Origin of the sequence: Bacillus sp. FSL M7-0791 (assembly GCF_038627085.1) — a bacterium.
In the GTDB taxonomy this organism is placed as follows: domain Bacteria; phylum Bacillota; class Bacilli; order Bacillales; family Bacillaceae; genus Bacillus; species Bacillus safensis.
On sequence record NZ_CP152022.1, the window covers coordinates 1,698,270 to 1,723,343 of the forward strand.

Here is a 25,074-nt window from a genome sequence, read left to right on the forward strand (position 1 = left end):
AGTGGGCATATGAAGCAAACATCAATCATTCCAAAACCAAAAACATACGGACCTTTTAAAAATATTCCCCATATAAAAAAAGGAGAGCTTTCTCAAACCTTTTGGCGGCTGGCAGATGAATTAGGACCGATCTTTCAGTTTGAATTTTCAAATGCAACAAGTATTTTTGTTTCCAGCCATGAACTTGTCAAAGAAGTATGTGACGAGAGCCGTTTTGATAAATATATTGGTACTAGTCTGAGTAAAGTTAGAGCATTTTCAGGAGATGGACTATTTACAAGCTGGACAGAAGAACCGAACTGGAGAAAGGCTCATCAAATTTTGATGCCTGCATTCAGCCAGCAGGCCATGAAGGGCTATCATGAAATGATGCTCGATATTGCCACACAGCTTGTGCAAAAATGGCAAAGAACAGGCCGTGATGAAGAAATTGAAGTAGCTGAGGATATGACAAAGCTGACTTTAGATACAATAGGCCTTTGCGGTTTTGATTTTCGCTTTAACAGCTTTTATAAAGAAAATCAGCATCCGTTCATCGACAGCATGCTGAAAGGTTTAAATGAAGCAATGGAGCAGTCGAGCCGATTGCCAATTGCAGATAAACTGATGATCAAAAGAAGAAAAGAATTTGACCAGCATGTCGATTTTATGAAGAAATTAGTAGATGACATTATTCAGGAACGAAGAAAACAAGATAAAACGGGCGATGATTTACTGTCTCTTATGCTGCATGCAGAGGACCCTGAAACAGGTGAACGTTTATCCGATGAAAATATCCGTTATCAAATCATCACCTTCTTAATTGCAGGGCACGAAACAACAAGCGGACTGCTATCATTTGCGATTTATTTCTTACTAAAGAATCCAGAGAAATTAAAGAAAGCCGTCCAGGAAGCAGATGAGGTGCTGCAGGGCGGGCTTCCGGCATTTAAACAGGTGCAAAAGCTAAGCTACACTCGTATGGTGTTAAATGAAGCTCTCCGCCTCTGGCCAACAGCGCCTACGTTCTCTCTTTATGCGAAAGAGGACACAGTAATCGGGGGGAAATATCCGATTCAAAAGAATCAAAGTGTCTCTGTTCTTCTCCCTAAATTACACCGTGATCCAGCGGTATGGCGCGAGGATGCTGAAGAATTTAAACCAGAGCGGTTTACGCATCCTGAGAAAATCCCGCAGCATGCCTACAAACCTTTTGGGAATGGACAGCGAGCATGTATCGGTATGCAGTTCGCCCTGCATGAAGCTACGATGGTTCTCGCGATGGTCCTGCACAATTTAGAGTTAATTGATCACACATCTTATGAGCTTGATTTAAAAGAATCTCTCACAATTAAACCTAACGATTTTAAAATCAAAGTGCGGCCAAGGAAGCAGCAATTCTTTATGGCACCACCGAAGGAAGAACCGAAGAAAAGCACTAAATCTAGTGAATCAAAAGTGGCGAGTCATGGTACACCACTGTTAGTTTTATATGGCTCAAACCTTGGCACAGCAAAGCAAATAGCGAACGAATTGGCTGAAGACGGGAAAGCAAAAGGGTTTGATGTGACCACTGCGCCGCTTGATGACTTTACACGCCAATTGCCAGATACAGGTGCTGTCCTCATCGTGACCGCTTCATACAACGGACATCCACCTGACAATGCGAAGCAATTCGTGGATTGGCTGGCGCAGGATGAGGAGCAGGATTTATCAAACGTGATATTTGCGGTCTTTGGATGCGGAGATCGAAATTGGGCGAGTACGTACCAGCGGATCCCCCGTCTGATTGATGAAGCTCTAGAAAGAAAAGGAGCCAAACGTGTAGCTGATTTAGGAGAAGGTGATGCAGGCGGTGATATGGATGAGGATAAAGAAATCTTCCAGAAAACAGTCTTCGAACAGCTTGCAAAAGAATTTAAGCTCACCTTCCAAGAAAAGGGGAAGGAAAAACCAAACCTATCAGTTTCTTATACGAATGAGCTAGTGGAACGTCCTGTAGCTAAAATATATGATGCCTTTTCAGCTGTTGTATTGAAAAATGAAGAATTACAATCAGAAACAAGCACGCGGCAGACAAGACATATTGAACTGAAATTGCCTGCTGACAAAGCATACAAAGAAGGGGATCATATCGGGATTGTGCCGAAAAATAGTGATGCACTCGTTCAACGTGTGACCCGCCGCTTTAAACTAGATCCAGAGCAGCGCATTAAGCTTTCATCTGATAAAGAGGCAAGTCATTTACCATTAGATCAGCCGATTCCAATCAAAGAATTACTCGCCTCGCATGTTGAGCTTCAAGAGCCTGCGACACGTACACAGCTAAGAGAGCTTGCAGCACATACGGTATGTCCGCCTCACCGCGTGGAACTTGAACAAATGGCTGGTGAAGCATATCAAGAAGCCATCTTAAAGAAACGAGTAACCATGCTGGATTTATTAGATCAATATGAAGCGTGTGAGCTGCCGTTTGTGCACTTTTTGGCGCTTTTACCAGGTTTGAAGCCGCGTTATTATTCGATTTCTAGTTCGCCAAAGGTAGATGAAGAAAAAGTCAGTATCACAGTGGCGGTTGTCAAAGGTAAAGCATGGAGCGGCAGCGGAGAATATGCCGGAGTCGCATCAACCTATTTATGTGGTCTGAAAGAAGGGGAAGAAGTAGCCTGCTTCCTGCATGAAGCGCAAGACGGATTCCAGCTGCCCCCTTCCTCAGACATACCGATGATTATGATTGGACCAGGTACAGGAATCGCTCCATTTAGAGGATTTGTTCAGGCAAGAGAAGTGTGGCAGAAGGAAGGGAAGCAGCTAGGCGAAGCCCACCTATATTTTGGCTGCCGTCACCCTCAGGAAGATGATCTGTATTTTGATGAAATGCAGCTTGCAGCGCAAAACGGAGTTGTCCATATCCATCGCGCTTATTCTCGTTACGATGAGCAAAAAGTATATGTTCAGCATTTGTTGAAAGAAGACGGCGGCATGCTGATCGAATTGCTTGACCAAGGTGCTTACCTGTACGTGTGCGGAGACGGAAAAGTCATGGCTCCAGATGTAGAGGCTACACTGATCGATCTCTATCAAAACGAGAAACAATGCTCGAAGGAAACAGCTGAAAATTGGCTGAAAGCCCTCGCAAATGACAATAGATATGTAAAAGATGTGTGGAGCTGACAAAGAGGAAAGACCGCCTATTAGGCGGTTTTTTCTGTTCTCATAGAAAGAGATCGATAGAATGAAGGTTGGGAAGATACAAAACACCTAATTTGGAAATGAAATATTTTGTAAAAAATAAGAATATTCTCTCATTTACTCCAATATGAAACAATCGTATGATTTTTGATATAGGACATAAAGGAGGAATATAATGAAAAAGGTGAAAATGTTACTCCCTTCTCTTCTCGTTTTTGGTGCTTTAAGTGTGCCTAGTTTTGCCCATGCCGCATCGGATTCAGTACTAACGTCTGATTATGACATGGTGACTTCTGATGGTAAAGTGATTTCTTCAAGTGATTTCCACAATGATACGAAAGCCCCCTCATCCTTTGACAAAGTGGATGATCTTTCTTCTACTGTTGGCGAAAAAGTAAAACCACTATCAAAATATTTAAAAGATTTTCAAACGAAAGTCGTCATTGGAGACGATGGTAGAACCAAAGTAGCAAATACAAGAGTGGCACCATACAATTCGATTGCTTATATTACATTTGGCGGCTCAAGCTGTACGGGAACACTCATTGCTCCTAACAAAATTTTGACAAACGGACACTGCGTGTACAATACAGCATCGAGAAGCTATAGTGAAAAAGGAACTGTATATCCTGGTATGAATGATAGTACTGCGGTGAACGGTTCAGCAAAAATGACTGAGTTCTATGTGCCAAGCGGATATATTAATACTGGTGCAAGCCAATATGACTTTGCCGTGATCAAAACCGATACGAACATTGGCAATACGGTCGGCTACCGATCCATCCGCCAGGTGACAAACTTGACTGGGACAACCATTAAAATCTCAGGATATCCTGGTGATAAAATGAGATCGACTGGCAAGGTGTCACAGTGGGAGATGTCGGGTCCTGTGACGAGAGAAGATACGAATCTAGCGTACTATACGATTGATACATTCAGCGGAAATTCAGGTTCTGCCATGCTGGATCAGAACCAGCAAATCGTTGGAGTTCATAACGCTGGGTATTCAAACGGAACGATAAATGGCGGGCCGAAAGCGACAGCTGCCTTTGTTGAGTTTATAAACTATGCGAAAGCGCAATAAAAATAGAGCTTGTTTCCTTCATAGGGGACAAGCTTTTTTGTATGAATCGATTTGATAGGATTCATATTTCTAATCTGAGAGATTTGAGATTGAGAGCCTCCTCATTTTTTTCTCATGTCATCTGCACACCACTCATACATTAAAATGACACATTTCCTTTAAGTCAAGATGATGCTTATGATGGATGAGGAGGTCACGCGCTTTTGAAGATGAAAAGAGGCTGGATCGCTGCTGTCGCCTTATGTTTTGTGATATGGATGGGCACGTTGTTAGGTGGATTTGGAGAGAAGCAGGCAGCAAAAGGGGCTGATCGATATGATCATGTCGTTCAATTTCCAAAGGAAAGGTACCCTGAAACAGGCAGTCATATTCAAGAAGCCATTCGAAAAGGGCATTCAGATGTGTGTACCATTGACCGAAATGGAGCAGATGCCCGCAGGCAAGAATCATTAAAAGGAATTCCGACAAAACCTGGCTTTGACCGGGATGAATGGCCAATGGCGGTTTGTCTTGAGGGAGGAAAAGGAGCAAGCGTACAATATGTCAGTCCATCTGATAATAGGGGAGCAGGCTCATGGGTCGGGCACCAAATCAGCGGGTTTCCTGATGGGAAAAGAATATTATTCATTGTGAAATAAATCGGAAAGAGTCTCCCTAGAGTGGGGGCTCTTTTGTTTATCATCAGAGCCTATTCGAGCTAGCAGGGACAAAAGATTCAGTGGTACAATCAATCTATAAGGTACAAAGACTGACAAGAAGAAAATGTGAAGGGACATTTGCTTATGGATAAGAACCGTGCATTATACGATTTTTTTATGCAGCATGCAGAGAAGCTGACTGAAACATGGTATGAATCAATTGAGGACGATGATCCAGAATCCATATATCGTTCAACAGATTCCAGCATCATAGCAGAGCTAAAACGGCAGAATCAAGATTATTACCAGCATTTTATACGAGCTATTATTGAAGATAAGACGTATTTACATACTGAATTTAAAAAATGGTCTGAGGATTTAGCCAGTGACCCAAAGCATTTAAATACACCATTAGATTATGTCGTGAGAGAATACATGTCCAATCAAAGAGTGGTTCTGCATTACTTAAAAGAATTTATCAAACAGCGTCAAGATGACATTGATATTGACCGCATCTTTTATTGGTATGATTTAATTTCCGAAGCGTTTAATATTTCAATCCATGTGTTTATCCAGCAATATGTGAAAAATACAACCGAAAAACTCATGGCTCAAAGAGATATGATTTACGAATTGAGCTCACCGGTGATTGTCTTAAAAAGCCAGATTGCGTTATTGCCTTTAGTAGGTGACATTGACACAGCGAGAGCAAAGATTATTTTAGAAAATACGCTAAATCAGTGCTCGCAAAAAGGTGTTCAGCATTTATGTATTGATCTATCGGGTGTGGTCATTATTGATACAATGGTGGCTCATCAAATCTTTGATCTTGTCACGTCACTTCGGTTAATTGGAGTAGAGACGACCATTTCAGGGATTAGACCAGAAATTGCCCAAACAGCAGTGCAGCTCGGGCTTCCTTTTAATGAATTTCGCACGGCATCATCACTTGCTCACGCGCTGGACCGTATGACTGAATTTTCTTCAATATAAAAACCAGGCCGATGAATGGCCTGGTTTTTTATTTAGATGACAGCGTCAATTTGTGTGACTTTCCAATTTTTTTGTACTTTTTCGTACGTAACAGTTCGTTTTACTTTGCGTCCATCAAGTGTTGGGACAGTAAATTCATATGTGCGGACCGTTTGTTTTTTAGAAACAAGTTTAGGTGTGGCTTTTTCCCAATTGAGCATGTTGTCTCCATCACCGACTGGAACAGCCATTTTGCCTTTATGAACAATGAACTGATAATCTTTTAAACCATGTTTGATGGCATCTTGAGTGAAAACTTGAGATAGGTAGCTGTTTAATTTTTTCTTTGTATCAAATGTTTTAGAAAGATAGTTGTACGTCATATCTTTATAGGTAAATGATTTTAATTTGACATTAGAATGGTCTTTAATTTTGTAGCCTGACATTGCACTCCAAAAATGTTCTCTTGCATCAAGGGCAATATGTAACGCTTCTTTATTAGTCAAAGCGGCTGATTTCTTGGAAGCGGCCAATGTTGTTGTTTGTAATGAGATCATAAGCATAATAGCAGTTAATAAAACAAATAATTTTTTCAAGGCGATTGCCTCCTTTTCTCAATGAAAACTTCTTATGTTACAAATGTTACAATAATTACAGCAATATTACAAGTATTAAATCTAAATGTTTTTTTATTTCTTTTGTTTCTAATTATATAACGTTTGAGGGAGACAAAAAGTTTTCATTTTTTTATTTTTCTTCTTAATCATTATTTAACCGTTCTAAAGAAGAACGAAACGTCTTTTGGAAAAATTTCTATTTAGACGTTTAACACTCTTTTTTATTTAAGACATATACTATCGTGATGAATGTCTAAAGAAAGTGGTGTTTAATATGTATCATCCGTATGAAGGTGTGTATAATGGGTACTCATATGATAGGCAGATGCAAGGATTTCCATCTGTTGGTATTCCTCAAGGTGGAGGGGTTCCTGGGTTTCCGATCGGAGGAGGAGGTACTTGGCCAGGGCAAGGTTCAGGCGGACACTCAGCACCGCCGGCACCGCCGCAGCATATCATTTCCCAGTATCAGCAAGCACTCTCTCAGCCACAAAGTATGCAGTCGCTTATATCGGGGCAAGGTGTTGGCGGAGGCCATCAAACTGTACAATTTGCAGCGGGATGTAATAGAAGATGGACGATTGTGCTTTTGAGAAACGGTCAAGTATTTTTAATGTTCGTTCTTTCCTCACAGCCTTTTGGCCGAACAACTGGCTTTATATGGCCGAACTTTACATTTGGTTCCTTCCCAAGCTCAAGTATTCTTGCATATTCTTGTGCATAAGAAAAAGCCGGTTTTCATCAGCAGCTGATGAAAACCGGCTTTTTTTAATGAATATTTCGAAATACGCCAATCACTTTACCTAGTATACTCACATTCTGTAAAATAATCGGTTCCATTGATGGATTCTCTGGCTGTAATCTAAAGTGTGTATTTTCTTTATAGAAACGTTTCACTGTCGCTTCATCTTCCTCTGTCATGGCGACCACAATATCTCCATTGTTAGCGGTGCTTTGCTGACGCACAATGACATAGTCCTTGTCCAAAATACCTGCATCAATCATACTTTCTCCCATAATTTCAAGCATAAACACTTGTTCGTCTGGTGCTGCAAAAGTCTCTGGAAGAGGGAAGTATTCTTCTACATTCTCAACAGCTGTGATAGGAAGGCCGGCGGTTACTTTTCCGATGACTGGAACGTTCATTACAGCACTCTTTGGAATATTCATTTCCTCTTCATCTAGTACTTCGATCGCTCTAGGTTTTGTCGGGTCTCTTCTTATTAAGCCCTTTGTTTCTAGTCTAGCTAAATGTCCATGGACCGTTGAACTGGATGCTAGACCGACAGCTTCTCCAATTTCACGGACGGATGGGGGATAACCCTTGCTTTTTACTTCATCTTTGATGAATTTCAGGATATCGAGTTGTCTTTTTGATAGCTTCGTCATCTTTTGCACCTCAAAACGTCAATTTTAAAGAAATTATAGCATGTTTTTCCTAACAGTACAAACATAGGTTCGAAAAAACGTTTGACAGAAACGTTTGTTCGTATTTATAATGAGAGACAGAAAGAACGAACACACATTCTATTAGGAGAGATGACATTATGAGGTTAAAAGAATCTATTATTTTTATTGGGGTATTCTCATTCATCGTTGGCATATTTCTCTCACTTATTGCAGTCACAAGCCATAATGATTCAAATCAATATGTTAAAATAGAGGTTCAATCAGGAGATACTCTGTGGGGGTTAGCTGATCAAGTAAATGACAGCAAATCAATCGACAAAAATGCATTTATTGACTGGGTAACAGAACACAATGATCTTGCTTCAACAGAAATCCAGCCTGGAGACATTCTTGTCATACCCGTGAAAAAAGAGCATCCAGTCGTATATCAACTTGCAACAGTACAGTAGAAAGGTCGATTGAAGACATGAACGCAATCATTTATGCGAGAGTAAGCACTGTGAAAGAAGAGCAGGAAACCTCGCTGAAAAGACAAGAAGAAGAACTGCTGGCTTTAGCTGCCATGCACAAGATGAATGTGGTCAAAGTCATCAAAGAAAAAGCAAGTGGATATGAGCTAGATCGTGATGGCGTGTTTGAAATGCTTGCTGCACTGAAGGAAGAGTCGATCGATGCCGTTCTTATCCAAGATGAAACACGTCTTGGAAGAGGACAAGCAAAAATTGCGCTTCTTCATTGTCTATTTAAAGAGAAGGTAAAGGTATACAGCGTGTTTCATAGAGGAGAGCTTGAGCTTTCAGAAGCAGATGAAATGGTCATCGAGATTGTAGGAGTCGTCGAAGAGTACCAACGGAAAATTCATAACCTGAAAATCAAGCGGGGGATGAAAAGGGCTGTTGAGCGCGGATATCAGCCCGAACTAAATTTAAGGCAGCAGGACCATGCACCTGGCCGTGAGCGTATTGAAGTGCCAATTTCAGAAATTGTTCGATTAAGAAAAAATAACATGACGTTCGCCGAAATTGCCGCAACTCTTCAGGCATTAGGTTTTGACATTTCAAAAGCAACAGTGCATAGAAGGTATCAAGAATATGAAAAAGGCCTTACCACCTAAAGCGTGATTTGTTGTCAAAATGATTGATATTTAGTAGTATGTAGAGAAAATGCTTTAAAGGAGTTTGTCATGATTTCTAAAGAACAGCTTGCAAGAATAAATGAGCTTTCAAAAAAGTCGAAAGAAACCGGTTTATCAGACGCTGAAAAAACAGAACAAAAGCAGTTGAGAGAAGAGTATTTGAAAGCTTTTCGTTCTTCTATGAAAAATACACTTAAAACTGTCAAAATCTTGGACCCTGAAGGAAACGATGTTACACCAGAAAAATTAAAAAGAGAAAAAGATCAGAACCTTCATTAAGGTTGTGATTTCTTGAATTTTGAAAAGATGGGAAGAACATTCTCGTCTTTTTTCATATTTGCATAACTTTTTAGGTGATCGATAAACTAAATGTGACAAAATCCTTCTTTTTCAGCGTGAAATAGTTGTGAAAAAAGGACAGTAGATTTATGATAATGGTGTACACAAGATACGGAAGGGGATTTATATGGAAACGATTGAATTGAAATCTATTGCAACAATACGTACTCTCTCCATAGACGCAATTGAAAAAGCGAATTCCGGTCACCCAGGAATGCCGATGGGTGCTGCACCAATGGCGTACGCTTTATGGACGAATCACTTAAACGTAAGTCCGCAAAATCCAAATTGGTTTAACAGAGACCGCTTTGTTTTATCTGCAGGCCATGGTTCTATGCTTCTATACAGCATGCTTCATTTAAGCGGATACAATCTGAGCATTGACGATTTAAAACAATTCCGCCAGTGGGGAAGTAAAACACCTGGACATCCTGAATTTGGACACACAGAAGGCGTAGACGCGACAACAGGTCCTCTAGGCCAGGGAATTGCTATGGCAGTAGGAATGGCACTTGCAGAAAGACATCTTGCGGAAACGTATAACAAAGACAACTTTCATGTTGTAGACCACTATACATACAGCATTTGCGGAGATGGAGACTTAATGGAGGGAATTTCCTCTGAAGCAGCTTCACTTGCTGGTCATTTAGGCTTAGGCCGTTTAATCGTTCTTTACGATTCAAATGATATTTCTTTAGATGGCGACTTAGATCGTTCATTCTCTGAAAATGTGAAGAATCGTTTTGAAGCGATGAACTGGGAAGTTCTTTACGTGAAAGACGGCAACAACATCGAAGAAGTAACAGCTGCTATTGAAAAGGCGAAGCAAAGCACAGACAGACCTACATTAATCGAAGTGAAAACAACGATCGGTTTCGGATCGCCAAACCGTGCGGGAACGTCTGGTGTGCATGGTGCACCGCTTGGCAGCGAGGAAGCAAAGCTGACGAAGGAAGCTTACTCTTGGACGTTTGAAGAAGATTTCCATGTACCTTCTGAAGTGTACGATCATTTCAAAGAAGCTGTCAAAGACGCTGGACAGAAAAAAGAAGCAGCGTGGAATGAACTGTTTGCGCAATACGAAAAAGAATATCCAGAGCTGGCAGCACAGCTGAAGCTTGCGATTGAAGGAAAGCTTCCTGAAAATTGGGATCAAGAGATTCCTGTTTATGAAGCAGGTTCAAGCCTTGCCTCCCGCGCATCTTCTGGCGAAGTGTTAAATGGCATTGCAAAGCAAGTACCTTTCTTTATTGGCGGGTCTGCTGACCTTGCTGGATCAAATAAAACAACGATTAAAAACACGGATGATTTCGGTAAAAATAATTATGCAGGCAAAAACATTTGGTTCGGTGTCAGAGAGTTTGCAATGGGTGCAGCGCTCAATGGTATGGCACTTCACGGCGGTCTTCGTGTATTCGGCGGAACGTTCTTTGTTTTCTCAGATTACTTAAGACCAGCAATTCGTCTTGCTGCCTTAATGGGACTTCCAGTCACTTACGTCTTTACTCATGATAGTATCGCTGTTGGTGAAGATGGTCCGACGCATGAACCGGTTGAACAACTTGCTTCACTGCGTGCGATGCCTAACCTTTCCGTTATCCGCCCAGCAGATGGAAATGAAACAGCTGCAGCGTGGAAACTAGCTGTATCTTCAACGGATAAACCGACAGCACTAGTTCTTACTCGTCAAAACCTTCCAACGATTGACCAGGCTCCAGAGAAGGCATATGAGGGAGTAGAAAAAGGTGGATACGTTGTGGTTGAAGCAGCTGATGCACAGCCAGAAGCACTTCTACTCGCTTCAGGATCTGAGGTTGGTTTAGCCATTGAAGCACAAAAGGCACTTGAAAAAGAAGGTATCCGCGCGTCTGTTGTCAGCCTTCCTGCATGGGATCGCTTCGATCAGCAGTCAGACGAATACAAAGAATCCGTTCTTCCTAAAGCAGTACGTGCACGTATTGCGATTGAAATGGGTGCTTCACTTGGCTGGGAGCGTTACACTGGTCTTGATGGTGACGTGATTGCAATTGATAAATTTGGTGCTTCTGCACCAGGAGAAACCATTATCGAGAAATACGGCTTTACTGTCAGCAATGTAGTCAGCCGTGTGAAAGCGAAGCTGAATAAATAAACGAACTCCAAGCATCATGCTTTTTTGCTATCTGTTTGCAGAGCATTTTCATCCGCTCTGCAAACTTTTTTCTTTTTTCTTGTTTTTTTGACAAAACTAGTTTCTTCTTGCTTCATATATAGACAATTCTTTCTTTCACATTTTTGTATAATACAAGCAATAAACGAGATTGACGAAATGTGAAAGGAAGGGATAGACATGGAACGTCATTATTATATTTATTGGATTGAGGATGAATTTGCGCATCACTATTTTGGCAGAGAATCGATTTTGTTTCATTTGTTTGAGTCGTTACATTGGACGAACCGCACTGACGATGAGCTTGTAATGCTTGTGAAGCAAGTGGATTATGTGACGAAACGAATCCCTGCTTTTCATATGCACCAGCGTCTAATGAATAACTTAACGAACATTCACTATACACAAATAGGCTCGATTTACAGCGCCTCCTTACCAGATGGAAAAGGAACTGCAGCATTTATTATAAAAGACCGGTATATCCAAATGTCTGCCACTGGAAGTTATGAGGCAGAAGCGGTGTTTTTTGAAGTGCTGAGAAAAATCAGCCCTTGTTTTCTTGCGATGGACTTTAGTTCAAAGAAACACGGATGGCTCAATCCAGTAAAAGTGAGGAATTTTGTTTAAAAAAATAAAATTGAACGTGAAATGTTGTATAATAGCCTTTTGTTTAGTACACTTTATACGAGACAACATGAAGGAGGAAGAATTATGGATTTATGGGTTGTCATCCTTGTAGGCGTTGTTGCACTGCTTGCAGGAGTTGCACTCGGATTCTTTATTGCTCGTAAGTATATGATGAGCTATTTGAAAAAGAATCCACCGATTAATGAACAAATGCTTCGAATGATGATGATGCAAATGGGCATGAAACCGTCCCAGAAGAAAATCAATCAAATGATGAAAGCCATGAACAACCAAGCGAAATAATACGTACGATATTATGATCATAGATGGAACATGGTTATAAAGGATGGACAAGCGTTGTCCTTTCTTTATTCAATTTACCTTCATCAGACGCTTAAAACCACTTTACTTGCATGAATGAAGCAGGGAAGGTGGTTTTTATTATGGCGTCAAGCAGCATGTGAAAAAACAAAAAACCCCTATGTCAGAGGTTTTTGTTTCGTTTATGGTCACCATATCAACTGTTCTAAATAATTGTGCGGCATGATTGATATCATGAAGTATGATTAGTTGGCTGAGTTTGAGTGTAAGTGTCGTTGATATTGTAAGAGGAGATGATCTAGCTGCTGGCTATGTTCGATGGTCACTGTTGATGTCATCCCATTATGCAAGACAACTTTCATCAGCTCTTCTCTTTTTTCTTCGATTTGAGTTAATAATGATGTTTTTACCAAAGTCATGTTCCTTTCATGCAAATCTTGATAAAAAGAATCGATTCTATTATATCCATTTTAAGGTTTATTTTCAAATTTAAAGGATTCATTATCTTGATGTCAAATTAAATTATATAAGGTTTTAAGAAAATAGACCATCTTTATTGAAGTGATGTAAAAAAAATGAAATGATTTTGTCATCTCTTATTGTATATTGTAAGAAGGGGGGTGTTCTTTTGACAGATTTGAATTACTTTTTAGCATTTGGAGCAGGATTTCTTTCTTTTATTTCACCGTGCTGTCTGCCGCTTTATCCAGCGTTTTTATCGTATATTACGGGCGTTAGTATAAATGAAGTGAAATCGGAGAAGGTGATGCTGAGAAGAAGAAGTCTGCTTCATACTTTATTCTTTTTAGTTGGGTTCTCTATTATATTTATTGCGATTGGCTTTGGGACATCGTTTGTCGGGAAGTTTTTTAATGATTATCATCAAGCGATTCGTCAAATTGGAGCCATCCTCATTATTTTCTTTGGTTTTATGACGCTTGGTGTATTCAAGCCCTCTTTTCTCATGGGCGAAAAGAGAATCCAGTTCAAAAATCGTCCTGCTGGTTTTTTTGGATCTATTCTCATCGGAATGGGCTTTGCCGCTGGATGGACACCTTGTACAGGACCTATTTTATCTGCTGTCATCACACTGGCGAGTAACAATCCTGAGTCGGCGGTTATGTATATGATTGCCTATGTATTCGGATTTGCCGTCCCGTTTTTTATTCTCTCCTTTTTCATTACGAAAATGGCGTGGATCAGAAAACGTCAGCAGCTCATCATGCGAATTGGCGGAATCATTATGATTGTGGTAGGGATTTTGCTGTTCTTTGATCTTCTGACATGGATTATCATCATGTTCTCATCATTGTTTGGCGGCTTTACAGGCTTTTGAAATCGTTTTCTACAGTCGCGGCGAATGGTTTTTTTTCGTCAATTGGAGTATATTATACATAGGCTGACCTTAAAGAATAAAGGAATGATTTGATATGATGATCTTGATCTCTTCTATAATTGCGGTATGTATGGCGGTGGCCGTCATGTTTATTCGCATTAAATCATCTGCAAAACCTGCAACTGCGAAAAAAATTATTTTACCTCCTATTTTCATGAGCACTGGTGCACTGATGTTTTTTGTTCCGATGTTTCGGGTAACTGGAGCTGAATTTCTAGAAGCGATCACAGTGGGGATGTTTTTTTCCATATTTTTAATCAAAACATCGAAGTTTGAAATTAGAGGTAATGACATCTACTTAAAACGGTCGAAAGCTTTTGTGTTCATTCTCATTGGACTTCTTGTCCTTCGTATTGGGATGAAGACCATCTTGAGTTCTTCTATTGATTATGGTTCATTAAGCGGGATGTTTTGGATTCTTGCCTTTGGCATGATCGTGCCTTGGCGGGTTGCCATGTATTTATCGTTTAGAAAGCTGTCTAAACAATTAGATCCGCAGCAGATTCAAATGAATTAAACCTCCTTTTTAAAAAGGAGGTTACATATTATTGACAAAGGGCTAAAATGATCTTTTATTTTAGCCCTTTGTCTTCTATTCAGCGTGATAGAAAACCTTTGCAGTCTCGAAAGGACAACTACCTTTGCGGAGCGAATTTGACATTCGTGAGCATCGGCGCGCAGAACTGACCGAATGCGAGGGTTTGTCTACATGCTGAAACCTCCTTTAAAAAGGAGGTTATTTTAATAACGATTCATATGGCGAGTGATCAATGTTTTTTTCTTGAAGGCGCTTCAGTAAAAACTTATGATCCCGCTTTGGTGTAGCCATAATGTAGCCGCGAATGATTAAGTCTAAATTAATGCTAGCAGCCTGTTCTTTTAATGCCAGCTCACCAATTTTACCCGCAATTTTCTCTTTGGCAACATCTCTAAACAGCTCTGGAACAGGTAATACGAGTTCATTTAACAGCTGTTTGTCCTCATCCCGCCATAGGTGAAGGCTCTTTTGAATATATTCATCCTGCCAATCAAGCTCTGATTTCCCATCTTCCTTTGGCAATCGTTTTAAAAATTTGCGAAACATAAAAAAGCCACCGATTGCGAGTAATCCGATCATCACTGTACCCCAAAATAAAATGAACCACAAAAACCAGCCGCTTAACATGTTCTCACTCCTTATACCCCTTATCTCTCTATTTTATATTACATGAAGAGAGGATAGAAGAAAATAACAAAAATGTATGTCTATGATCTCTATAAACGGCTTTTTTCATTGATAGCCGCCCATTTACTAGAATGACCCAAACCAATTAATAGAAAAAGAATACATTATCATATAGCGACTCTACTATTTGGCCATGGTGGTTCGCAAAAGGTATTGACTTGAAACGAACGGGAAGAGAGCCCACCTATATAAAGGTGGGCTCTTAATGTTTGAAGTGCGAGATTTGAAAGGAAAATGCACCGTTTGGATGGTCGGAACATTTTTTAATTTTTATCGATATGATTCGGTTTTCATAATCTGTTTCAATGTCTTTGTCGTTTAAATAAAAAGGGAGCATCACGCTTTTTTCAATTGGCTGTTCGCCTTCACCATTTGGATGTTGTACTGTGTAAGTTAACGTCAGCTCATGTCCAGCGAAGGTCAGCTTTACATCAGTGATCAATAAGGTGGAGACATCAATTTCGATAATATAATCACGGCTTGTTTCATAAAGATCAATTGGGAGGTGTTCATCATACCAGGCAAATGGATCATCCATTAAAACATTGAGCCAATCATCTATTTCAATAAAATCAGAGGAATTCGATTGCTTTTCATTCTCCATAAACACTCCTCCATCACATCTCATAATAAATCATATGATGAAAATGGAAATGTGTGAAAGACCTAAAACATCCCGTGTGGTCACGGGATGAGAGGGGGATAATTACATATCATGATGAGAATTGTGCTTTTGTCTTGTATGGTTGCGGTTTTTCACTTTTTTACTGCCTGATAACGGCTCAGGCTGACCGCCTTGATGCTCCTTAGGAGAGTTTTGACGGATGTCTTTCCCTGTGTTTTTATTCGTCATGAGGTTTGGCTCCTTCTTATTGATTCTTTTTACGTTTTTTATTGTTTTGCCTTTGTTCTTCTGTTAAAACGAGCTGATCATCTTCCGTATAGCCTGCGCCATTACCCTGGCTTTTGGCTGCGTTCATGCCATTAATGACATGATTAGCTTTGCGTTTTGTCATGTTCTATCACCTCATTTGTAGTATGAGCCCACCCCGCTTCGTTTATGAAGAGTAATCATTTCCTAATGATAAGTTAAACTTATTGAATTTAATAAAAGCATTGTTATTTACTTATGTATGAATTTGTTTTAAGATGAAATTGTGAGAAAATTGTGGTGAAATACGACGATTTTTCTGAGAATTGAAATTGATCTTGATCATCAAAAGGGGGATTTTGGACATGTCGAAACAGCAGCAAGTCGCTAAACAAGACGCTTTTCAATCTAGAAAAACGTTTTCGACAAATGGGAAAACGTATCACTATTATTCGTTAGAAGCACTAGAGAAACAAGGAATCGGAAATGTTTCTAAGCTGCCTTATTCCATTAAGGTACTTTTAGAATCAGTGCTTCGCCAAGTAGACGGTAGAGTGATCAAGAAGGAACACGTTGAAAACTTGGCAAAATGGGGAACTGCCGAGGTAAAAGAAATTGATGTTCCGTTTAAACCTTCTCGTGTTATTTTACAAGACTTCACGGGTGTACCAGCAGTCGTTGACCTTGCTTCTTTAAGAAAAGCAATGGCAGATGTAGGCGGGGACCCGGATAAAATCAACCCTGAAATTCCAGTTGACCTTGTAATTGACCACTCAGTACAAGTTGATAAAGCTGGAACTGAAGATGCATTAAACATTAACATGGATTTAGAATTCGAACGTAACGCAGAGCGTTATAACTTCCTTAGCTGGGCAAAGAAAGCGTTTAATAACTATCAAGCTGTCCCGCCTGCAACAGGAATTGTTCACCAAGTGAACTTAGAGTATCTTGCAAGTGTTGTTCATGCGATTGAAGAAGATGGCGAGATCATCACTTACCCAGATACATTAGTTGGAACTGACTCTCATACAACGATGATTAACGGTATCGGTGTACTTGGATGGGGCGTTGGCGGTATCGAAGCGGAAGCTGGTATGCTTGGTCAGCCTTCATACTTCCCAGTACCGGAAGTGATTGGTGCTAAATTAGTTGGAGAGCTTCCAAACGGAACAACTGCAACTGACCTAGCATTAAAAGTCACACAAGTCCTTCGTGAAAAAGGCGTAGTGAACAAGTTCGTTGAGTTCTTCGGGCCTGGTGTTGCACAATTGCCGTTAGCAGATCGTGCAACAATTGCGAACATGGCGCCAGAATACGGTGCTACTTGCGGATTCTTCCCAGTAGATGAAGAAGCGCTTGCTTACCTTCGCCTTACTGGACGTGATGAAGAGCAAATTAATATCGTTGAGGAATATTCTCGTGCAAATGGCTTATTCTATACGCCAGATGCAGAAGAACCAATTTTTACTGATGTTGTGGAAATTGATCTTTCTAAAATTGAGTCAAACTTATCTGGTCCTAAACGTCCACAAGATTTGATTCCACTTTCTCAAATGAAAGAGACGTTCCATAAACACATCGAAAGCCCAGCTGGTAACCAAGGGTTTGGCTTAGATAAATCAGAGCTCGATAAACAAATCGAATTTGATCTCGCAAACGGTGAAAAAGCTGTGATGAAGACAGGGGCGATTGCGATTGCAGCGATTACGAGCTGTACGAATACATCGAACCCATACGTGTTAATCGGAGCAGGTCTTGTTGCGAAGAAAGCAAGTGAGCTCGGTATGAAAGTGCCAAACTACGTGAAAACGTCACTAGCGCCGGGTTCTAAAGTTGTAACAGGGTACCTTGTGAATTCGGGACTTCTTCCATATTTAAAAGACCTCGGATTTAACATTGTTGGATATGGGTGTACAACATGTATCGGAAACTCCGGACCGCTTGAGAAAGAAATTGAAGATGCAGTCTCTGAAAATGATCTGCTGATCACTTCTGTTTTATCAGGTAACCGTAACTTTGAAGGTCGTATTCATCCGCTTGTGAAAGGGAACTACCTTGCATCTCCACCATTAGTAGTGGCTTATGCACTTGCTGGTACGGTGAATATTGATTTAACAAAAGATCCTATTGGTGTCGATAAAAATGGCGAGAACGTTTATTTCAATGACATTTGGCCATCAATGGATGAAATCAACAGCGTCGTTAAAAGCACTGTCACACCTGAGCTATTCCGTTCAGAGTATGAAACTGTTTTTGACAACAACGAACGCTGGAATGAAATTAAAACGACGGATGATGCATTGTATAAATGGGATGAAAATTCCACATACATTGATAACCCGCCATTCTTTGAAAACCTATCAGTTGAACCTGGCAAAGTTGAACCGCTTAAAGGCTTACGCGTAGTTGCGAAGTTCGGTGACTCTGTCACAACTGACCATATTTCTCCTGCTGGAGCGATTGGTAAGGACACACCGGCGGGCAAATACTTGCAAGAAAGAGGCGTATCGCCTAGAGACTTTAACTCATATGGATCTCGCCGCGGTAACCACCATGTCATGATGAGAGGTACTTTTGCAAACATCCGTATTAAAAACCAAATTGCACCAGGAACAGAAGGCGGTTATACAACTTACTGGCCAACTGGTGAAGTGACATCGATTTATGATGCATGCATGCGTTATAAAGAGGATGGAACAGGTCTTGCGATCTTAGCAGGTAAAGACTACGGAATGGGTTCTTCACGTGACTGGGCTGCTAAAGGAACAAACCTTCTTGGAATTAAATTTGTTCTAGCTGAAAGCTTTGAGCGTATCCACAGAAGTAACCTAGTCTTCATGGGCGTACTTCCTTTGCAGTTTAAAGATGGAGAAAGTGCAGAAACTCATGGTCTAACAGGAACAGAAACATTTGAAGTTCATGTTGACGAAACAGTTCGTCCACGTGATCTCGTCACTGTGAAAGCAATTGACACAGATGGAAACGAGAAAACGTTTGAAGTGGTGGTTCGCTTTGACAGTGAAGTCGAAATTGACTACTATCGTCATGGCGGTATCCTTCAAATGGTACTTCGCGAAAAATTGGCAAGCAACTAATACAGCAAAGAAGAGAAGGCGATCCAACAGCTTTCTCTTCTTTTTTAAAATAGTGGAGGATCAATCATGTGGAAAAAAGGAATGGCAAGCGCTGTTTTACTTGTGTTGATTGGTTTACTTGCGTGGAATTTATTTGGGCCAAAAGAGCCCGCAATCGGTCTTGAAAAAGGCGATCAAGCCCCTGATTTTGAACTGAAAACCCTTGACGGCAAAACCGCCTCGTTATCTGATTACCGAGGGAAAAAGGTGCTCGTCAATTTCTGGGCGACATGGTGTAAGCCGTGCAGGACGGAAATGCCGGATTTAGACGCGATTAGGAGCGAAAATGACCAAGTTGAAGTACTAGCAGTGAATTTAACGACCACTGAAAAGAGTGTGGAACATGTGGCAGCATTCACAAAAGAATTAAAGGTGAGCTTTCCTGTTTTATTGGACCAAAAAGGCATTCAAGCAAGATATCAGGTGCTTTCATACCCAACGACATACATATTAGATGAAAAAGGACGCATCATGTCTGTGAAGCATCAAATGCTGACAAAAAAAGAAATTGAAAAAGAGCTGGATCTATAATGATTCAGCTCTTTTGCTTATTTTCTAAATGTTTTGGCGAAAATGTAATCATATATATATGGAGGTGAGTGGAATGAGAAGAAGAAAACGACGCACATTTGAAGAGCTTGTGCTTGAAAATAAAAAAGAATTATTAAGCAATGAGGAATTTTTAAACCAGCTTGAAGAAAAGTTGGAAGAGCGATTTAGACAGAAATAAGTTATGAATTATCCGTTTTCGTTCATCCTAAAGAAGAGGGAGGGATGAATAATGGGTAGAGAGCATGATAAACAAGCGCAGTTTACACCAGACCATTTAGGGACAAAACCTGTAGCATACAAACGGAATAAAGGTAAAAAGATGCATAATAAATCAAATGAACAGCCTGATGTGATACAAACGAAGGGCGAATAAGGAGGGAATCATGATGAATGACAAGTCCTATCAATCCAATCCAGATGATCGTTCTGATAATGTTGAAAAGCTGCAAGATATGATCGAGAACACACTTGACAATATCGATGAATCTGAAGCAGCAATGTCCGTTTCGACAGAGACAGAAAAGCAAATGATCAAACAAAAAAACGAAAACCGCAAAATGAGTATTGACGCGATGCGTTCTGAGATCAAGGACGAAGAAGCGGCAAGAAAGAATGGCTATACCGAATAAACCAGGGATTCCTGGTTTATTTTATTGCCTCTTTTTAGAAGAACCATTTGGAATGTGGTAAAATGGCAGAGACAGACCTTAGGTTTTGATAGGAGAGCGATGAAAACGTGTATGTATCCAAAAAAGAAATAGAAGTCCGTTATGCAGAAACCGATCAAATGGGCATCGTGTATCATGCCAATTATTTAATTTGGATGGAAGTCGGCAGAACAGCATTGATTAAAGAATTAGGGTTTTCCTATGCGCAGCTAGAAGCAGACGGTGCTCTTGCACCTGTGATAGACTTGCAGGTTCAATATAAAAAACCATTGCTGTATGGTGAAACAGCAACCGTTCATACATGGATTGAAGAATATAATGGTGTCAAAACGGTGTATGGTTATGAAATTCAAAAACCTGATGGACAAACAGCGATTACAGGGACAACCTCACATATATGTGTGGATAAAGACACCTTTAGACCTATTCAATTTAGAAAAGCCTTTCCTGCCTGGCATAAAGTATATGAACAGTCGAAGAAGCAGGTTTAATTTATGGCTTTTGGTATTAAACGAAGCGATTTAAACGCTTGGAAAACAGCTGTCCAGCAAGGAAAAATTGCTTTTTTAACACACTACTGGCTCGATGACCGTTTTCCAAATGCCAATACTGTCACAAAAGCAGCCTGTCAGGATATGAAGCGGTTAGTTGAGTGGGGAGAAAGACATGGACTAAAAAAAGAATGGATTCATGACCGCGAAGGGTTTCCTCATTTTGACTTGATCGGTGAGCCGCAAAAAAGAATTCTGCAAAAGGAACGATCTTTAGGGAACATTCAGGAGTTTGGGCTGTATATTGAAGTGTAAAACAAAAAAGATACCCGAGGGATGAGGTATCTTTTTTGTTTATTCATAATGAAATTCTGGTTCTTTCACGGACTCGTTATAATCAATATGCAGATCATGGTTGTCAAAGTACCAAATATCACTTTCCTCAATAAAGAAAGTAATACCTTCTATTTCAGCGGTTGCGCCGGCATTTTGAGGTTCATCTTTTGCGACGCCGAGAGAAAAGCCTTTTTGTACATTACTGCACCCGCCATATCTCACAAAAAAGCGAACTTGATCACCTTTTTCTAAATCTAATTCATTCTTGTACCAATTGAGTGCATCTTCTTTTATCGTTAATTTCAATGTGATCGCCCCTTTTTGAAGTCATGCTGTTTTTAAAATACAGGATGCAAAAACAGCTTTTCTTTACTTTTACCACATATTTAAATGGATGAAACGGCTAGAGCCATTTGATTTTCGGTTCAGTTTTGTTGAGAATTCGTTTGAGGTTGGCGATGTGTCTGTAGATCACAAAGCCAGCAAGAACGGCAACAACAATGATTAAGAATAGGTCTTTGGTGAATATGCTGTAAATGAATGTATAGATCCCGGTCAGCATAGATGATAGTGAAACATATTTACTAATGTATAAAAATAAGAAAAAAGCAGCGATCATCGTGATAAATAGGAATGGGGCATAAAATAGCAGAACACCGCCTGATGTAGCGACTGCCTTTCCCCCTTTAAATTTTGCAAAGACAGGAAAGCTGTGACCGATAACAGCAGCAACTCCTGCTAATAAGGGATGGATGTCCAGCTGCATGAAAAACGGTAAAGCTGAAGCAAGCGTCCCTTTTAGGATATCAGCAGTAATCACAATAGACCCTGCTTTTACGCCAAGTGTACGAAATGCATTCGTCGCACCTAGGTTTCCGCTGCCATGTTCACGGATATCGATACCCTTTGCAGCTTTCCCGACAATGAGACCGGATGGAATACTGCCGAGAAGATAAGCCAAAATAAACATCAAAGCAATTAACATCTGCATAACTCCTTTATATTCTCCCTCTTGTCTTACATTTTAACATGATCTTGTGAAAAACATGGGGAACTTTTTTTGAAAAAATCGAAAGCAGATGGATTCGGCTTTGTTTTTAAGCAGAAATTCGCTAAAATGGAGGAAAAGGAGTGTCTTGATGAACAATCCTACGAAAGAAGAAATCGGCCGTATATTAAAAAGCAGTAAACGAATTGCTGTGGTTGGATTATCAGATCAGCCGCACCGGACGTCTTATATGGTGTCTAAGGCGATGCAGGATGCCGGGTATGAGATGATCCCAGTGAATCCAACGATCGATGAAGCACTCGGTGTGAAAGCAGTCGCTTCTTTAAAAGATATAAAAGAGCCTGTTGATATCGTCAATGTCTTTAGACGTTCAGAGTTTTTACCAGAGGTGGCAGAAGAGTTTCTCGAAATAGCCGCACCTGTTTTTTGGGCGCAGCAAGGCATATATCACGAAGAAGCGAAAAGGCTGATTGAGGAAAATGGCAAGGTCGCCATTATGGATTTATGTATCAAGGTGGCTCATGCGATGACAAAAACTCATTAAATCGTCAAAAATCCTTGGTTTTCAAGGATTTTTGCTTTTTTGTTGCAGAAATATATTTGCGATTCTGAAAGAAAGCGATAAAATAAGGCGACAGGGACATATCGGCGGCCTTGCATATCGAGAAAAAGAGCGATAAGATAAATATAGAACGTTTGTTCTGTTTTGCTAAAACCATCATATGATTGCATTTGGCTTATGAAACAGTCTTGTTTATAATGGACTTCTAGTTCTGATTGCAGAATGTAGAATGATTCTCATAGCTGTGCAAAAGAGCATGTATTGGTGAATGACACATGCATGATGATGATGCAGCTTATTAAAGTGGACAGTAATGAGCAGCATGATCATCATTAAAATCTAGAGAGATCATTTGATGATTAGCCGGTTATGTTTGTTAGTGAAAGGGGATTAAGCATTTGGTTAAAAAGCAGCAAGTAGATTATAACGATGATTCTATTCAGGTGCTAGAGGGGCTTGAAGCGGTCCGTAAACGTCCAGGGATGTATATTGGATCTACGGATTCGCGCGGTCTTCATCACCTTGTCTATGAGATTGTAGACAACTCTGTCGATGAAGTGCTCGCTGGCCATGGAGATCATATCATTGTCAAAATACATAAAGATAACAGCATTTCCGTCCAAGATAAAGGGCGTGGAATGCCTACTGGTATGCATAAGCTTGGAAAACCGACACCCGAGATCATTTTAACGGTCCTGCACGCAGGCGGAAAATTTGGTCAAGGCGGATATAAAACAAGTGGTGGACTTCACGGAGTTGGGGCATCTGTTGTGAACGCGCTGTCAGAATGGCTCACTGTCACAATTGAACGTGACGGATTTATTTATCATCAGCGCTTTGAAAACGGCGGTAAACCTGTCACATCACTCGAAAAAATCGGAAAATCGAAAAAAACGGGGACACTGATTCATTTTAAGCCTGACCCTACCATGTTCAGTGTGACGACCTATAATTTCGATACATTATCAGAGCGTTTAAGAGAATCTGCCTTTTTATTAAAAGGGTTAAAAATAGAGCTGATCGATGAACGGCATGATGTACAAGAAACGTTTTATTATGAGACAGGCATTGAAGCCTTTGTTGCTTATTTAAATGAAGAAAAAGATGTTCTGAGTGAAGTCGTCTCATTTGAAGGAGAGCATCAGTCCATTGAAGTAGATTTTGCTTTTCAATTTAATGATGGCTATTCGGAAAATATCCTTTCCTTCGTTAATAACGTCAGAACAAAAGATGGCGGAACACATGAGTCTGGTGCCAAAACGGCCATGACGAGAGCCTTTAACGAATATGCTCGCAAAGTCGCTCTTTTAAAAGAAAAAGACAAAAATTTAGAAGGCACTGATATTCGCGAAGGACTGTCTGCTATTATTTCTGTCAGAATTCCTGAAGAACTGCTTCAATTTGAAGGGCAGACAAAAGGAAAGCTTGGGACAAGTGAGGCACGTTCAGCTGTTGATGCTGTCATTTCTGAAAAACTTGCGTATTTCCTTGAAGAAAACCGGGAAACAGCCACTCTTCTTGTGAAAAAAGCAATTAAAGCGCAGCAGGCTAGAGAGGCTGCTAGAAAAGCCCGTGAAGAAGCAAGGAGTGGCAAGAAACGGAAAAAGTCTGAAGCCACGCTGAGCGGAAAATTAACACCTGCCCAATCTAGAAACCCAGCAAGAAACGAACTATACCTAGTAGAGGGTGACTCAGCGGGCGGGTCAGCAAAACAGGGGCGCGACCGTAAATTCCAGGCAGTGCTGCCGCTGCGCGGAAAGGTCATCAATACAGAAAAAGCAAAGCTTGCTGATATTTTCAAAAACGAAGAAATCAACACCATTATTCATGCAATTGGTGGAGGCGTCGGTGTTGATTTTAATGTAGAAGATATCAATTATGACAAAATCGTGATTATGACAGATGCGGATACGGATGGAGCGCATATTCAAGTGCTTCTCTTAACATTCTTCTACCGCTATATGAAGCCGCTGATTGAGCATGGCAAAGTGTTTATTGCACTCCCGCCTTTATATAAAGTCAGCAAAGGCTCAGGGAAAAAAGAAATCATTGAGTACGCATGGTCTGATGAAGAAATGGATGACGTATTGAAGAAAGTTGGAAAAGGGTACACGATTCAGCGCTACAAAGGGTTAGGTGAAATGAATGCCGACCAGCTATGGGAAACGACAATGAATCCAGAATCGAGAACACTTGTCAGGGTCAAAATTGATGATGCTGCACGTGTGGAACGCCGCGTCACAACTCTAATGGGTGACAAAGTAGAACCACGCCGTAAATGGATTGAAAAGAATGTCGCCTTTGGACTTGATGAGGAAAGCAACATTCTTGAAAATGAAAACTTGTCGCTAGCTGAGGAGGTTTAAA

General features: G+C 40.4%; 32 protein-coding genes. 23 read left to right on the forward strand and 9 right to left on the reverse strand.

Annotated features, from left to right (window positions below):
• Positions 1-9: 9 nt before the first annotated feature.
• The 4 genes from MHI08_RS08595 (at position 10) to MHI08_RS08610 (ending at position 5,886) form a co-directional block, all read left to right on the forward strand.
• Positions 10-3,153, forward strand: coding sequence for a bifunctional cytochrome P450/NADPH--P450 reductase (locus tag MHI08_RS08595; protein ID WP_056766585.1), 3,144 nt, complete (start codon positions 10-12; stop codon positions 3,151-3,153).
• 193 nt (positions 3,154-3,346) lie between these two features.
• Positions 3,347-4,255 (forward strand): trypsin-like serine protease, encoded by a 909-nt coding sequence (locus tag MHI08_RS08600; protein WP_024425124.1) that lies wholly within the window; start codon positions 3,347-3,349, stop codon positions 4,253-4,255.
• Positions 4,256-4,512: 257 nt separating this feature from the next.
• On the forward strand, positions 4,513-4,893 hold the full coding sequence (locus MHI08_RS08605) for a NucA/NucB deoxyribonuclease domain-containing protein (protein ID WP_044335941.1): 381 nt from the start codon (positions 4,513-4,515) through the stop codon (positions 4,891-4,893).
• 144 nt (positions 4,894-5,037) lie between these two features.
• Complete coding sequence (locus MHI08_RS08610) at positions 5,038-5,886, forward strand: STAS domain-containing protein (RefSeq protein WP_056766588.1); 849 nt, start codon at positions 5,038-5,040, stop codon at positions 5,884-5,886.
• A gap of 32 nt (positions 5,887-5,918) precedes the next feature.
• Here MHI08_RS08610 and MHI08_RS08615 read toward each other — a convergent pair whose 3' ends face one another.
• A complete protein-coding gene (locus MHI08_RS08615) occupies positions 5,919-6,461 on the reverse strand; it encodes an IseA DL-endopeptidase inhibitor family protein (RefSeq protein ID WP_041109224.1) in 543 nt (180 codons plus the stop codon).
• A 295-nt stretch (positions 6,462-6,756) separates the two neighbouring features.
• Here MHI08_RS08615 and MHI08_RS08620 point away from each other — a divergent pair, with 295 nt between their 5' ends.
• Positions 6,757-7,206: a hypothetical protein gene (locus MHI08_RS08620; protein ID WP_056766590.1), complete on the forward strand. Its 450-nt coding sequence runs from the start codon at positions 6,757-6,759 to the stop codon at positions 7,204-7,206.
• Between the two features lie 44 nt (positions 7,207-7,250).
• Here the strand turns inward: MHI08_RS08620 and lexA are convergent, their stop codons facing one another.
• On the reverse strand, positions 7,251-7,871 hold the full coding sequence (gene lexA, locus MHI08_RS08625) for a transcriptional repressor LexA (protein WP_034283422.1): 621 nt from the start codon (positions 7,869-7,871) through the stop codon (positions 7,251-7,253).
• A gap of 158 nt (positions 7,872-8,029) precedes the next feature.
• Here lexA and yneA point away from each other — a divergent pair, with 158 nt between their 5' ends.
• The 6 genes from yneA (at position 8,030) to MHI08_RS08655 (ending at position 12,445) form a co-directional block, all read left to right on the forward strand.
• Complete coding sequence (yneA, locus tag MHI08_RS08630) at positions 8,030-8,341, forward strand: cell division suppressor protein YneA (RefSeq protein WP_024425130.1); 312 nt, start codon at positions 8,030-8,032, stop codon at positions 8,339-8,341.
• Positions 8,342-8,358: 17 nt separating this feature from the next.
• Entirely contained in the window at positions 8,359-9,006 is a 648-nt protein-coding gene (locus tag MHI08_RS08635; protein ID WP_024427081.1) for a recombinase family protein, read from the forward strand.
• 69 nt (positions 9,007-9,075) lie between these two features.
• On the forward strand, positions 9,076-9,306 hold the full coding sequence (locus MHI08_RS08640; RefSeq protein ID WP_056766592.1) for a DUF896 domain-containing protein: 231 nt from the start codon (positions 9,076-9,078) through the stop codon (positions 9,304-9,306).
• A 187-nt stretch (positions 9,307-9,493) separates the two neighbouring features.
• The gene (tkt, locus tag MHI08_RS08645; RefSeq protein WP_041109228.1) at positions 9,494-11,497 is read left to right on the forward strand and encodes a transketolase; all 2,004 of its coding nucleotides are present in this window, start codon (positions 9,494-9,496) and stop codon (positions 11,495-11,497) included.
• Positions 11,498-11,695: 198 nt separating this feature from the next.
• Complete coding sequence (sirA, locus tag MHI08_RS08650) at positions 11,696-12,142, forward strand: sporulation inhibitor of replication protein SirA (RefSeq protein WP_024425134.1); 447 nt, start codon at positions 11,696-11,698, stop codon at positions 12,140-12,142.
• An 84-nt stretch (positions 12,143-12,226) separates the two neighbouring features.
• Positions 12,227-12,445: a YneF family protein gene (locus MHI08_RS08655; RefSeq protein WP_003212379.1), complete on the forward strand. Its 219-nt coding sequence runs from the start codon at positions 12,227-12,229 to the stop codon at positions 12,443-12,445.
• A 263-nt stretch (positions 12,446-12,708) separates the two neighbouring features.
• On the opposite strand, the gene MHI08_RS08660 is transcribed toward MHI08_RS08655, so the two are convergent.
• The gene (locus MHI08_RS08660; protein WP_008343814.1) at positions 12,709-12,876 is read right to left on the reverse strand and encodes an aspartyl-phosphate phosphatase Spo0E family protein; all 168 of its coding nucleotides are present in this window, start codon (positions 12,874-12,876) and stop codon (positions 12,709-12,711) included.
• Positions 12,877-13,091: 215 nt separating this feature from the next.
• On the opposite strand from MHI08_RS08660, the gene MHI08_RS08665 reads away from it, so the two are divergent.
• Positions 13,092-13,799, forward strand: coding sequence for a cytochrome c biogenesis protein CcdA (locus MHI08_RS08665; protein WP_056766594.1), 708 nt, complete (start codon positions 13,092-13,094; stop codon positions 13,797-13,799).
• Between the two features lie 94 nt (positions 13,800-13,893).
• A complete protein-coding gene (locus tag MHI08_RS08670; protein ID WP_024425136.1) occupies positions 13,894-14,376 on the forward strand; it encodes a CcdC protein domain-containing protein in 483 nt (160 codons plus the stop codon).
• 219 nt (positions 14,377-14,595) lie between these two features.
• On the opposite strand, the gene MHI08_RS08675 is transcribed toward MHI08_RS08670, so the two are convergent.
• The 4 genes from MHI08_RS08675 to sspO form a co-directional block, all read right to left on the reverse strand.
• Positions 14,596-15,024, reverse strand: coding sequence for a DUF2621 domain-containing protein (locus MHI08_RS08675; protein WP_024427086.1), 429 nt, complete (start codon positions 15,022-15,024; stop codon positions 14,596-14,598).
• 262 nt (positions 15,025-15,286) lie between these two features.
• Entirely contained in the window at positions 15,287-15,688 is a 402-nt protein-coding gene (locus tag MHI08_RS08680) for an Hsp20/alpha crystallin family protein (RefSeq protein WP_326149537.1), read from the reverse strand.
• 102 nt (positions 15,689-15,790) lie between these two features.
• Positions 15,791-15,937: a small acid-soluble spore protein P gene (locus MHI08_RS08685; protein ID WP_003211331.1), complete on the reverse strand. Its 147-nt coding sequence runs from the start codon at positions 15,935-15,937 to the stop codon at positions 15,791-15,793.
• A gap of 16 nt (positions 15,938-15,953) precedes the next feature.
• Positions 15,954-16,100: a small acid-soluble spore protein O gene (sspO, locus tag MHI08_RS08690; RefSeq protein ID WP_034283440.1), complete on the reverse strand. Its 147-nt coding sequence runs from the start codon at positions 16,098-16,100 to the stop codon at positions 15,954-15,956.
• A 220-nt stretch (positions 16,101-16,320) separates the two neighbouring features.
• Between sspO and acnA the strand changes: the two genes are divergently transcribed.
• The 7 genes from acnA (at position 16,321) to MHI08_RS08725 (ending at position 21,115) form a co-directional block, all read left to right on the forward strand.
• The gene (gene acnA / locus MHI08_RS08695; protein ID WP_041109232.1) at positions 16,321-19,050 is read left to right on the forward strand and encodes an aconitate hydratase AcnA; all 2,730 of its coding nucleotides are present in this window, start codon (positions 16,321-16,323) and stop codon (positions 19,048-19,050) included.
• 66 nt (positions 19,051-19,116) lie between these two features.
• Complete coding sequence (locus MHI08_RS08700; protein WP_041109234.1) at positions 19,117-19,620, forward strand: TlpA disulfide reductase family protein; 504 nt, start codon at positions 19,117-19,119, stop codon at positions 19,618-19,620.
• Positions 19,621-19,693: 73 nt separating this feature from the next.
• The gene (locus MHI08_RS08705) at positions 19,694-19,819 is read left to right on the forward strand and encodes an FbpB family small basic protein (RefSeq protein ID WP_003211002.1); all 126 of its coding nucleotides are present in this window, start codon (positions 19,694-19,696) and stop codon (positions 19,817-19,819) included.
• Between the two features lie 51 nt (positions 19,820-19,870).
• Entirely contained in the window at positions 19,871-20,014 is a 144-nt protein-coding gene (locus tag MHI08_RS08710; RefSeq protein WP_008357830.1) for an acid-soluble spore protein N, read from the forward strand.
• A gap of 13 nt (positions 20,015-20,027) precedes the next feature.
• On the forward strand, positions 20,028-20,270 hold the full coding sequence (gene tlp, locus MHI08_RS08715) for a small acid-soluble spore protein Tlp (protein ID WP_024425142.1): 243 nt from the start codon (positions 20,028-20,030) through the stop codon (positions 20,268-20,270).
• A gap of 107 nt (positions 20,271-20,377) precedes the next feature.
• On the forward strand, positions 20,378-20,800 hold the full coding sequence (locus tag MHI08_RS08720) for a thioesterase family protein (RefSeq protein ID WP_024425143.1): 423 nt from the start codon (positions 20,378-20,380) through the stop codon (positions 20,798-20,800).
• Positions 20,801-20,803: 3 nt separating this feature from the next.
• Positions 20,804-21,115 (forward strand): hypothetical protein, encoded by a 312-nt coding sequence (locus tag MHI08_RS08725; RefSeq protein ID WP_342500163.1) that lies wholly within the window; start codon positions 20,804-20,806, stop codon positions 21,113-21,115.
• Positions 21,116-21,154: 39 nt separating this feature from the next.
• On the opposite strand, the gene MHI08_RS08730 is transcribed toward MHI08_RS08725, so the two are convergent.
• Together MHI08_RS08730 and plsY are read right to left on the reverse strand one after the other, a co-directional pair.
• Positions 21,155-21,442 carry a HesB/YadR/YfhF family protein gene (locus tag MHI08_RS08730; protein ID WP_056766600.1) on the reverse strand — a complete coding sequence of 96 codons (288 nt, stop codon included), beginning with the start codon at positions 21,440-21,442 and terminating at the stop codon, positions 21,155-21,157.
• A 97-nt stretch (positions 21,443-21,539) separates the two neighbouring features.
• Positions 21,540-22,121 (reverse strand): glycerol-3-phosphate 1-O-acyltransferase PlsY, encoded by a 582-nt coding sequence (gene plsY / locus MHI08_RS08735; RefSeq protein ID WP_024425146.1) that lies wholly within the window; start codon positions 22,119-22,121, stop codon positions 21,540-21,542.
• 75 nt (positions 22,122-22,196) lie between these two features.
• Between plsY and MHI08_RS08740 the strand changes: the two genes are divergently transcribed.
• The 3 genes from MHI08_RS08740 to parE all read left to right on the forward strand — a co-directional run bounded on the left by MHI08_RS08740 (position 22,197) and on the right by parE (position 25,073).
• Positions 22,197-22,325, forward strand: a complete 129-nt coding sequence (locus tag MHI08_RS08740; protein ID WP_254966706.1) for a hypothetical protein — start codon at positions 22,197-22,199, stop codon at positions 22,323-22,325.
• On the forward strand, positions 22,276-22,689 hold the full coding sequence (locus tag MHI08_RS08745) for a CoA-binding protein (RefSeq protein WP_286099119.1): 414 nt from the start codon (positions 22,276-22,278) through the stop codon (positions 22,687-22,689). Before MHI08_RS08740 ends, MHI08_RS08745 begins: the two co-directional genes overlap by 50 nt.
• A gap of 416 nt (positions 22,690-23,105) precedes the next feature.
• On the forward strand, positions 23,106-25,073 hold the full coding sequence (gene parE / locus MHI08_RS08750; protein ID WP_024425148.1) for a DNA topoisomerase IV subunit B: 1,968 nt from the start codon (positions 23,106-23,108) through the stop codon (positions 25,071-25,073).
• Position 25,074: the final 1 nt, after the last annotated feature.

Bases quoted from the DNA above. Each gene is read 5' to 3' on its own strand.
- MHI08_RS08595 (WP_056766585.1), top strand. From the start codon at position 10: ATGAAGCAAACATCAATCATTCCAAAACCAAAAACATACGGACCTTTT.
- MHI08_RS08600 (WP_024425124.1), top strand. From the start codon at position 3,347: ATGAAAAAGGTGAAAATGTTACTCCCTTCTCTTCTCGTTTTTGGTGCT.
- MHI08_RS08605 (WP_044335941.1), top strand. From the start codon at position 4,513: ATGGGCACGTTGTTAGGTGGATTTGGAGAGAAGCAGGCAGCAAAAGGG.
- MHI08_RS08610 (WP_056766588.1), top strand. From the start codon at position 5,038: ATGGATAAGAACCGTGCATTATACGATTTTTTTATGCAGCATGCAGAG.
- MHI08_RS08620 (WP_056766590.1), top strand. From the start codon at position 6,757: ATGTATCATCCGTATGAAGGTGTGTATAATGGGTACTCATATGATAGG.
- lexA (WP_034283422.1), bottom strand. From the start codon at position 7,871: ATGACGAAGCTATCAAAAAGACAACTCGATATCCTGAAATTCATCAAA.
- yneA (WP_024425130.1), top strand. From the start codon at position 8,030: ATGAGGTTAAAAGAATCTATTATTTTTATTGGGGTATTCTCATTCATC.
- MHI08_RS08635 (WP_024427081.1), top strand. From the start codon at position 8,359: ATGAACGCAATCATTTATGCGAGAGTAAGCACTGTGAAAGAAGAGCAG.
- MHI08_RS08640 (WP_056766592.1), top strand. From the start codon at position 9,076: ATGATTTCTAAAGAACAGCTTGCAAGAATAAATGAGCTTTCAAAAAAG.
- tkt (WP_041109228.1), top strand. From the start codon at position 9,494: ATGGAAACGATTGAATTGAAATCTATTGCAACAATACGTACTCTCTCC.
- sirA (WP_024425134.1), top strand. From the start codon at position 11,696: ATGGAACGTCATTATTATATTTATTGGATTGAGGATGAATTTGCGCAT.
- MHI08_RS08655 (WP_003212379.1), top strand. From the start codon at position 12,227: ATGGATTTATGGGTTGTCATCCTTGTAGGCGTTGTTGCACTGCTTGCA.
- MHI08_RS08670 (WP_024425136.1), top strand. From the start codon at position 13,894: ATGATGATCTTGATCTCTTCTATAATTGCGGTATGTATGGCGGTGGCC.
- MHI08_RS08675 (WP_024427086.1), bottom strand. From the start codon at position 15,024: ATGTTAAGCGGCTGGTTTTTGTGGTTCATTTTATTTTGGGGTACAGTG.
- MHI08_RS08680 (WP_326149537.1), bottom strand. From the start codon at position 15,688: ATGGAGAATGAAAAGCAATCGAATTCCTCTGATTTTATTGAAATAGAT.
- MHI08_RS08685 (WP_003211331.1), bottom strand. From the start codon at position 15,937: ATGACGAATAAAAACACAGGGAAAGACATCCGTCAAAACTCTCCTAAG.
- sspO (WP_034283440.1), bottom strand. From the start codon at position 16,100: ATGACAAAACGCAAAGCTAATCATGTCATTAATGGCATGAACGCAGCC.
- acnA (WP_041109232.1), top strand. From the start codon at position 16,321: ATGTCGAAACAGCAGCAAGTCGCTAAACAAGACGCTTTTCAATCTAGA.
- MHI08_RS08700 (WP_041109234.1), top strand. From the start codon at position 19,117: ATGTGGAAAAAAGGAATGGCAAGCGCTGTTTTACTTGTGTTGATTGGT.
- MHI08_RS08705 (WP_003211002.1), top strand. From the start codon at position 19,694: ATGAGAAGAAGAAAACGACGCACATTTGAAGAGCTTGTGCTTGAAAAT.
- MHI08_RS08710 (WP_008357830.1), top strand. From the start codon at position 19,871: ATGGGTAGAGAGCATGATAAACAAGCGCAGTTTACACCAGACCATTTA.
- tlp (WP_024425142.1), top strand. From the start codon at position 20,028: ATGAATGACAAGTCCTATCAATCCAATCCAGATGATCGTTCTGATAAT.
- MHI08_RS08725 (WP_342500163.1), top strand. From the start codon at position 20,804: ATGGCTTTTGGTATTAAACGAAGCGATTTAAACGCTTGGAAAACAGCT.
- plsY (WP_024425146.1), bottom strand. From the start codon at position 22,121: ATGTTAATTGCTTTGATGTTTATTTTGGCTTATCTTCTCGGCAGTATT.
- MHI08_RS08745 (WP_286099119.1), top strand. From the start codon at position 22,276: ATGAACAATCCTACGAAAGAAGAAATCGGCCGTATATTAAAAAGCAGT.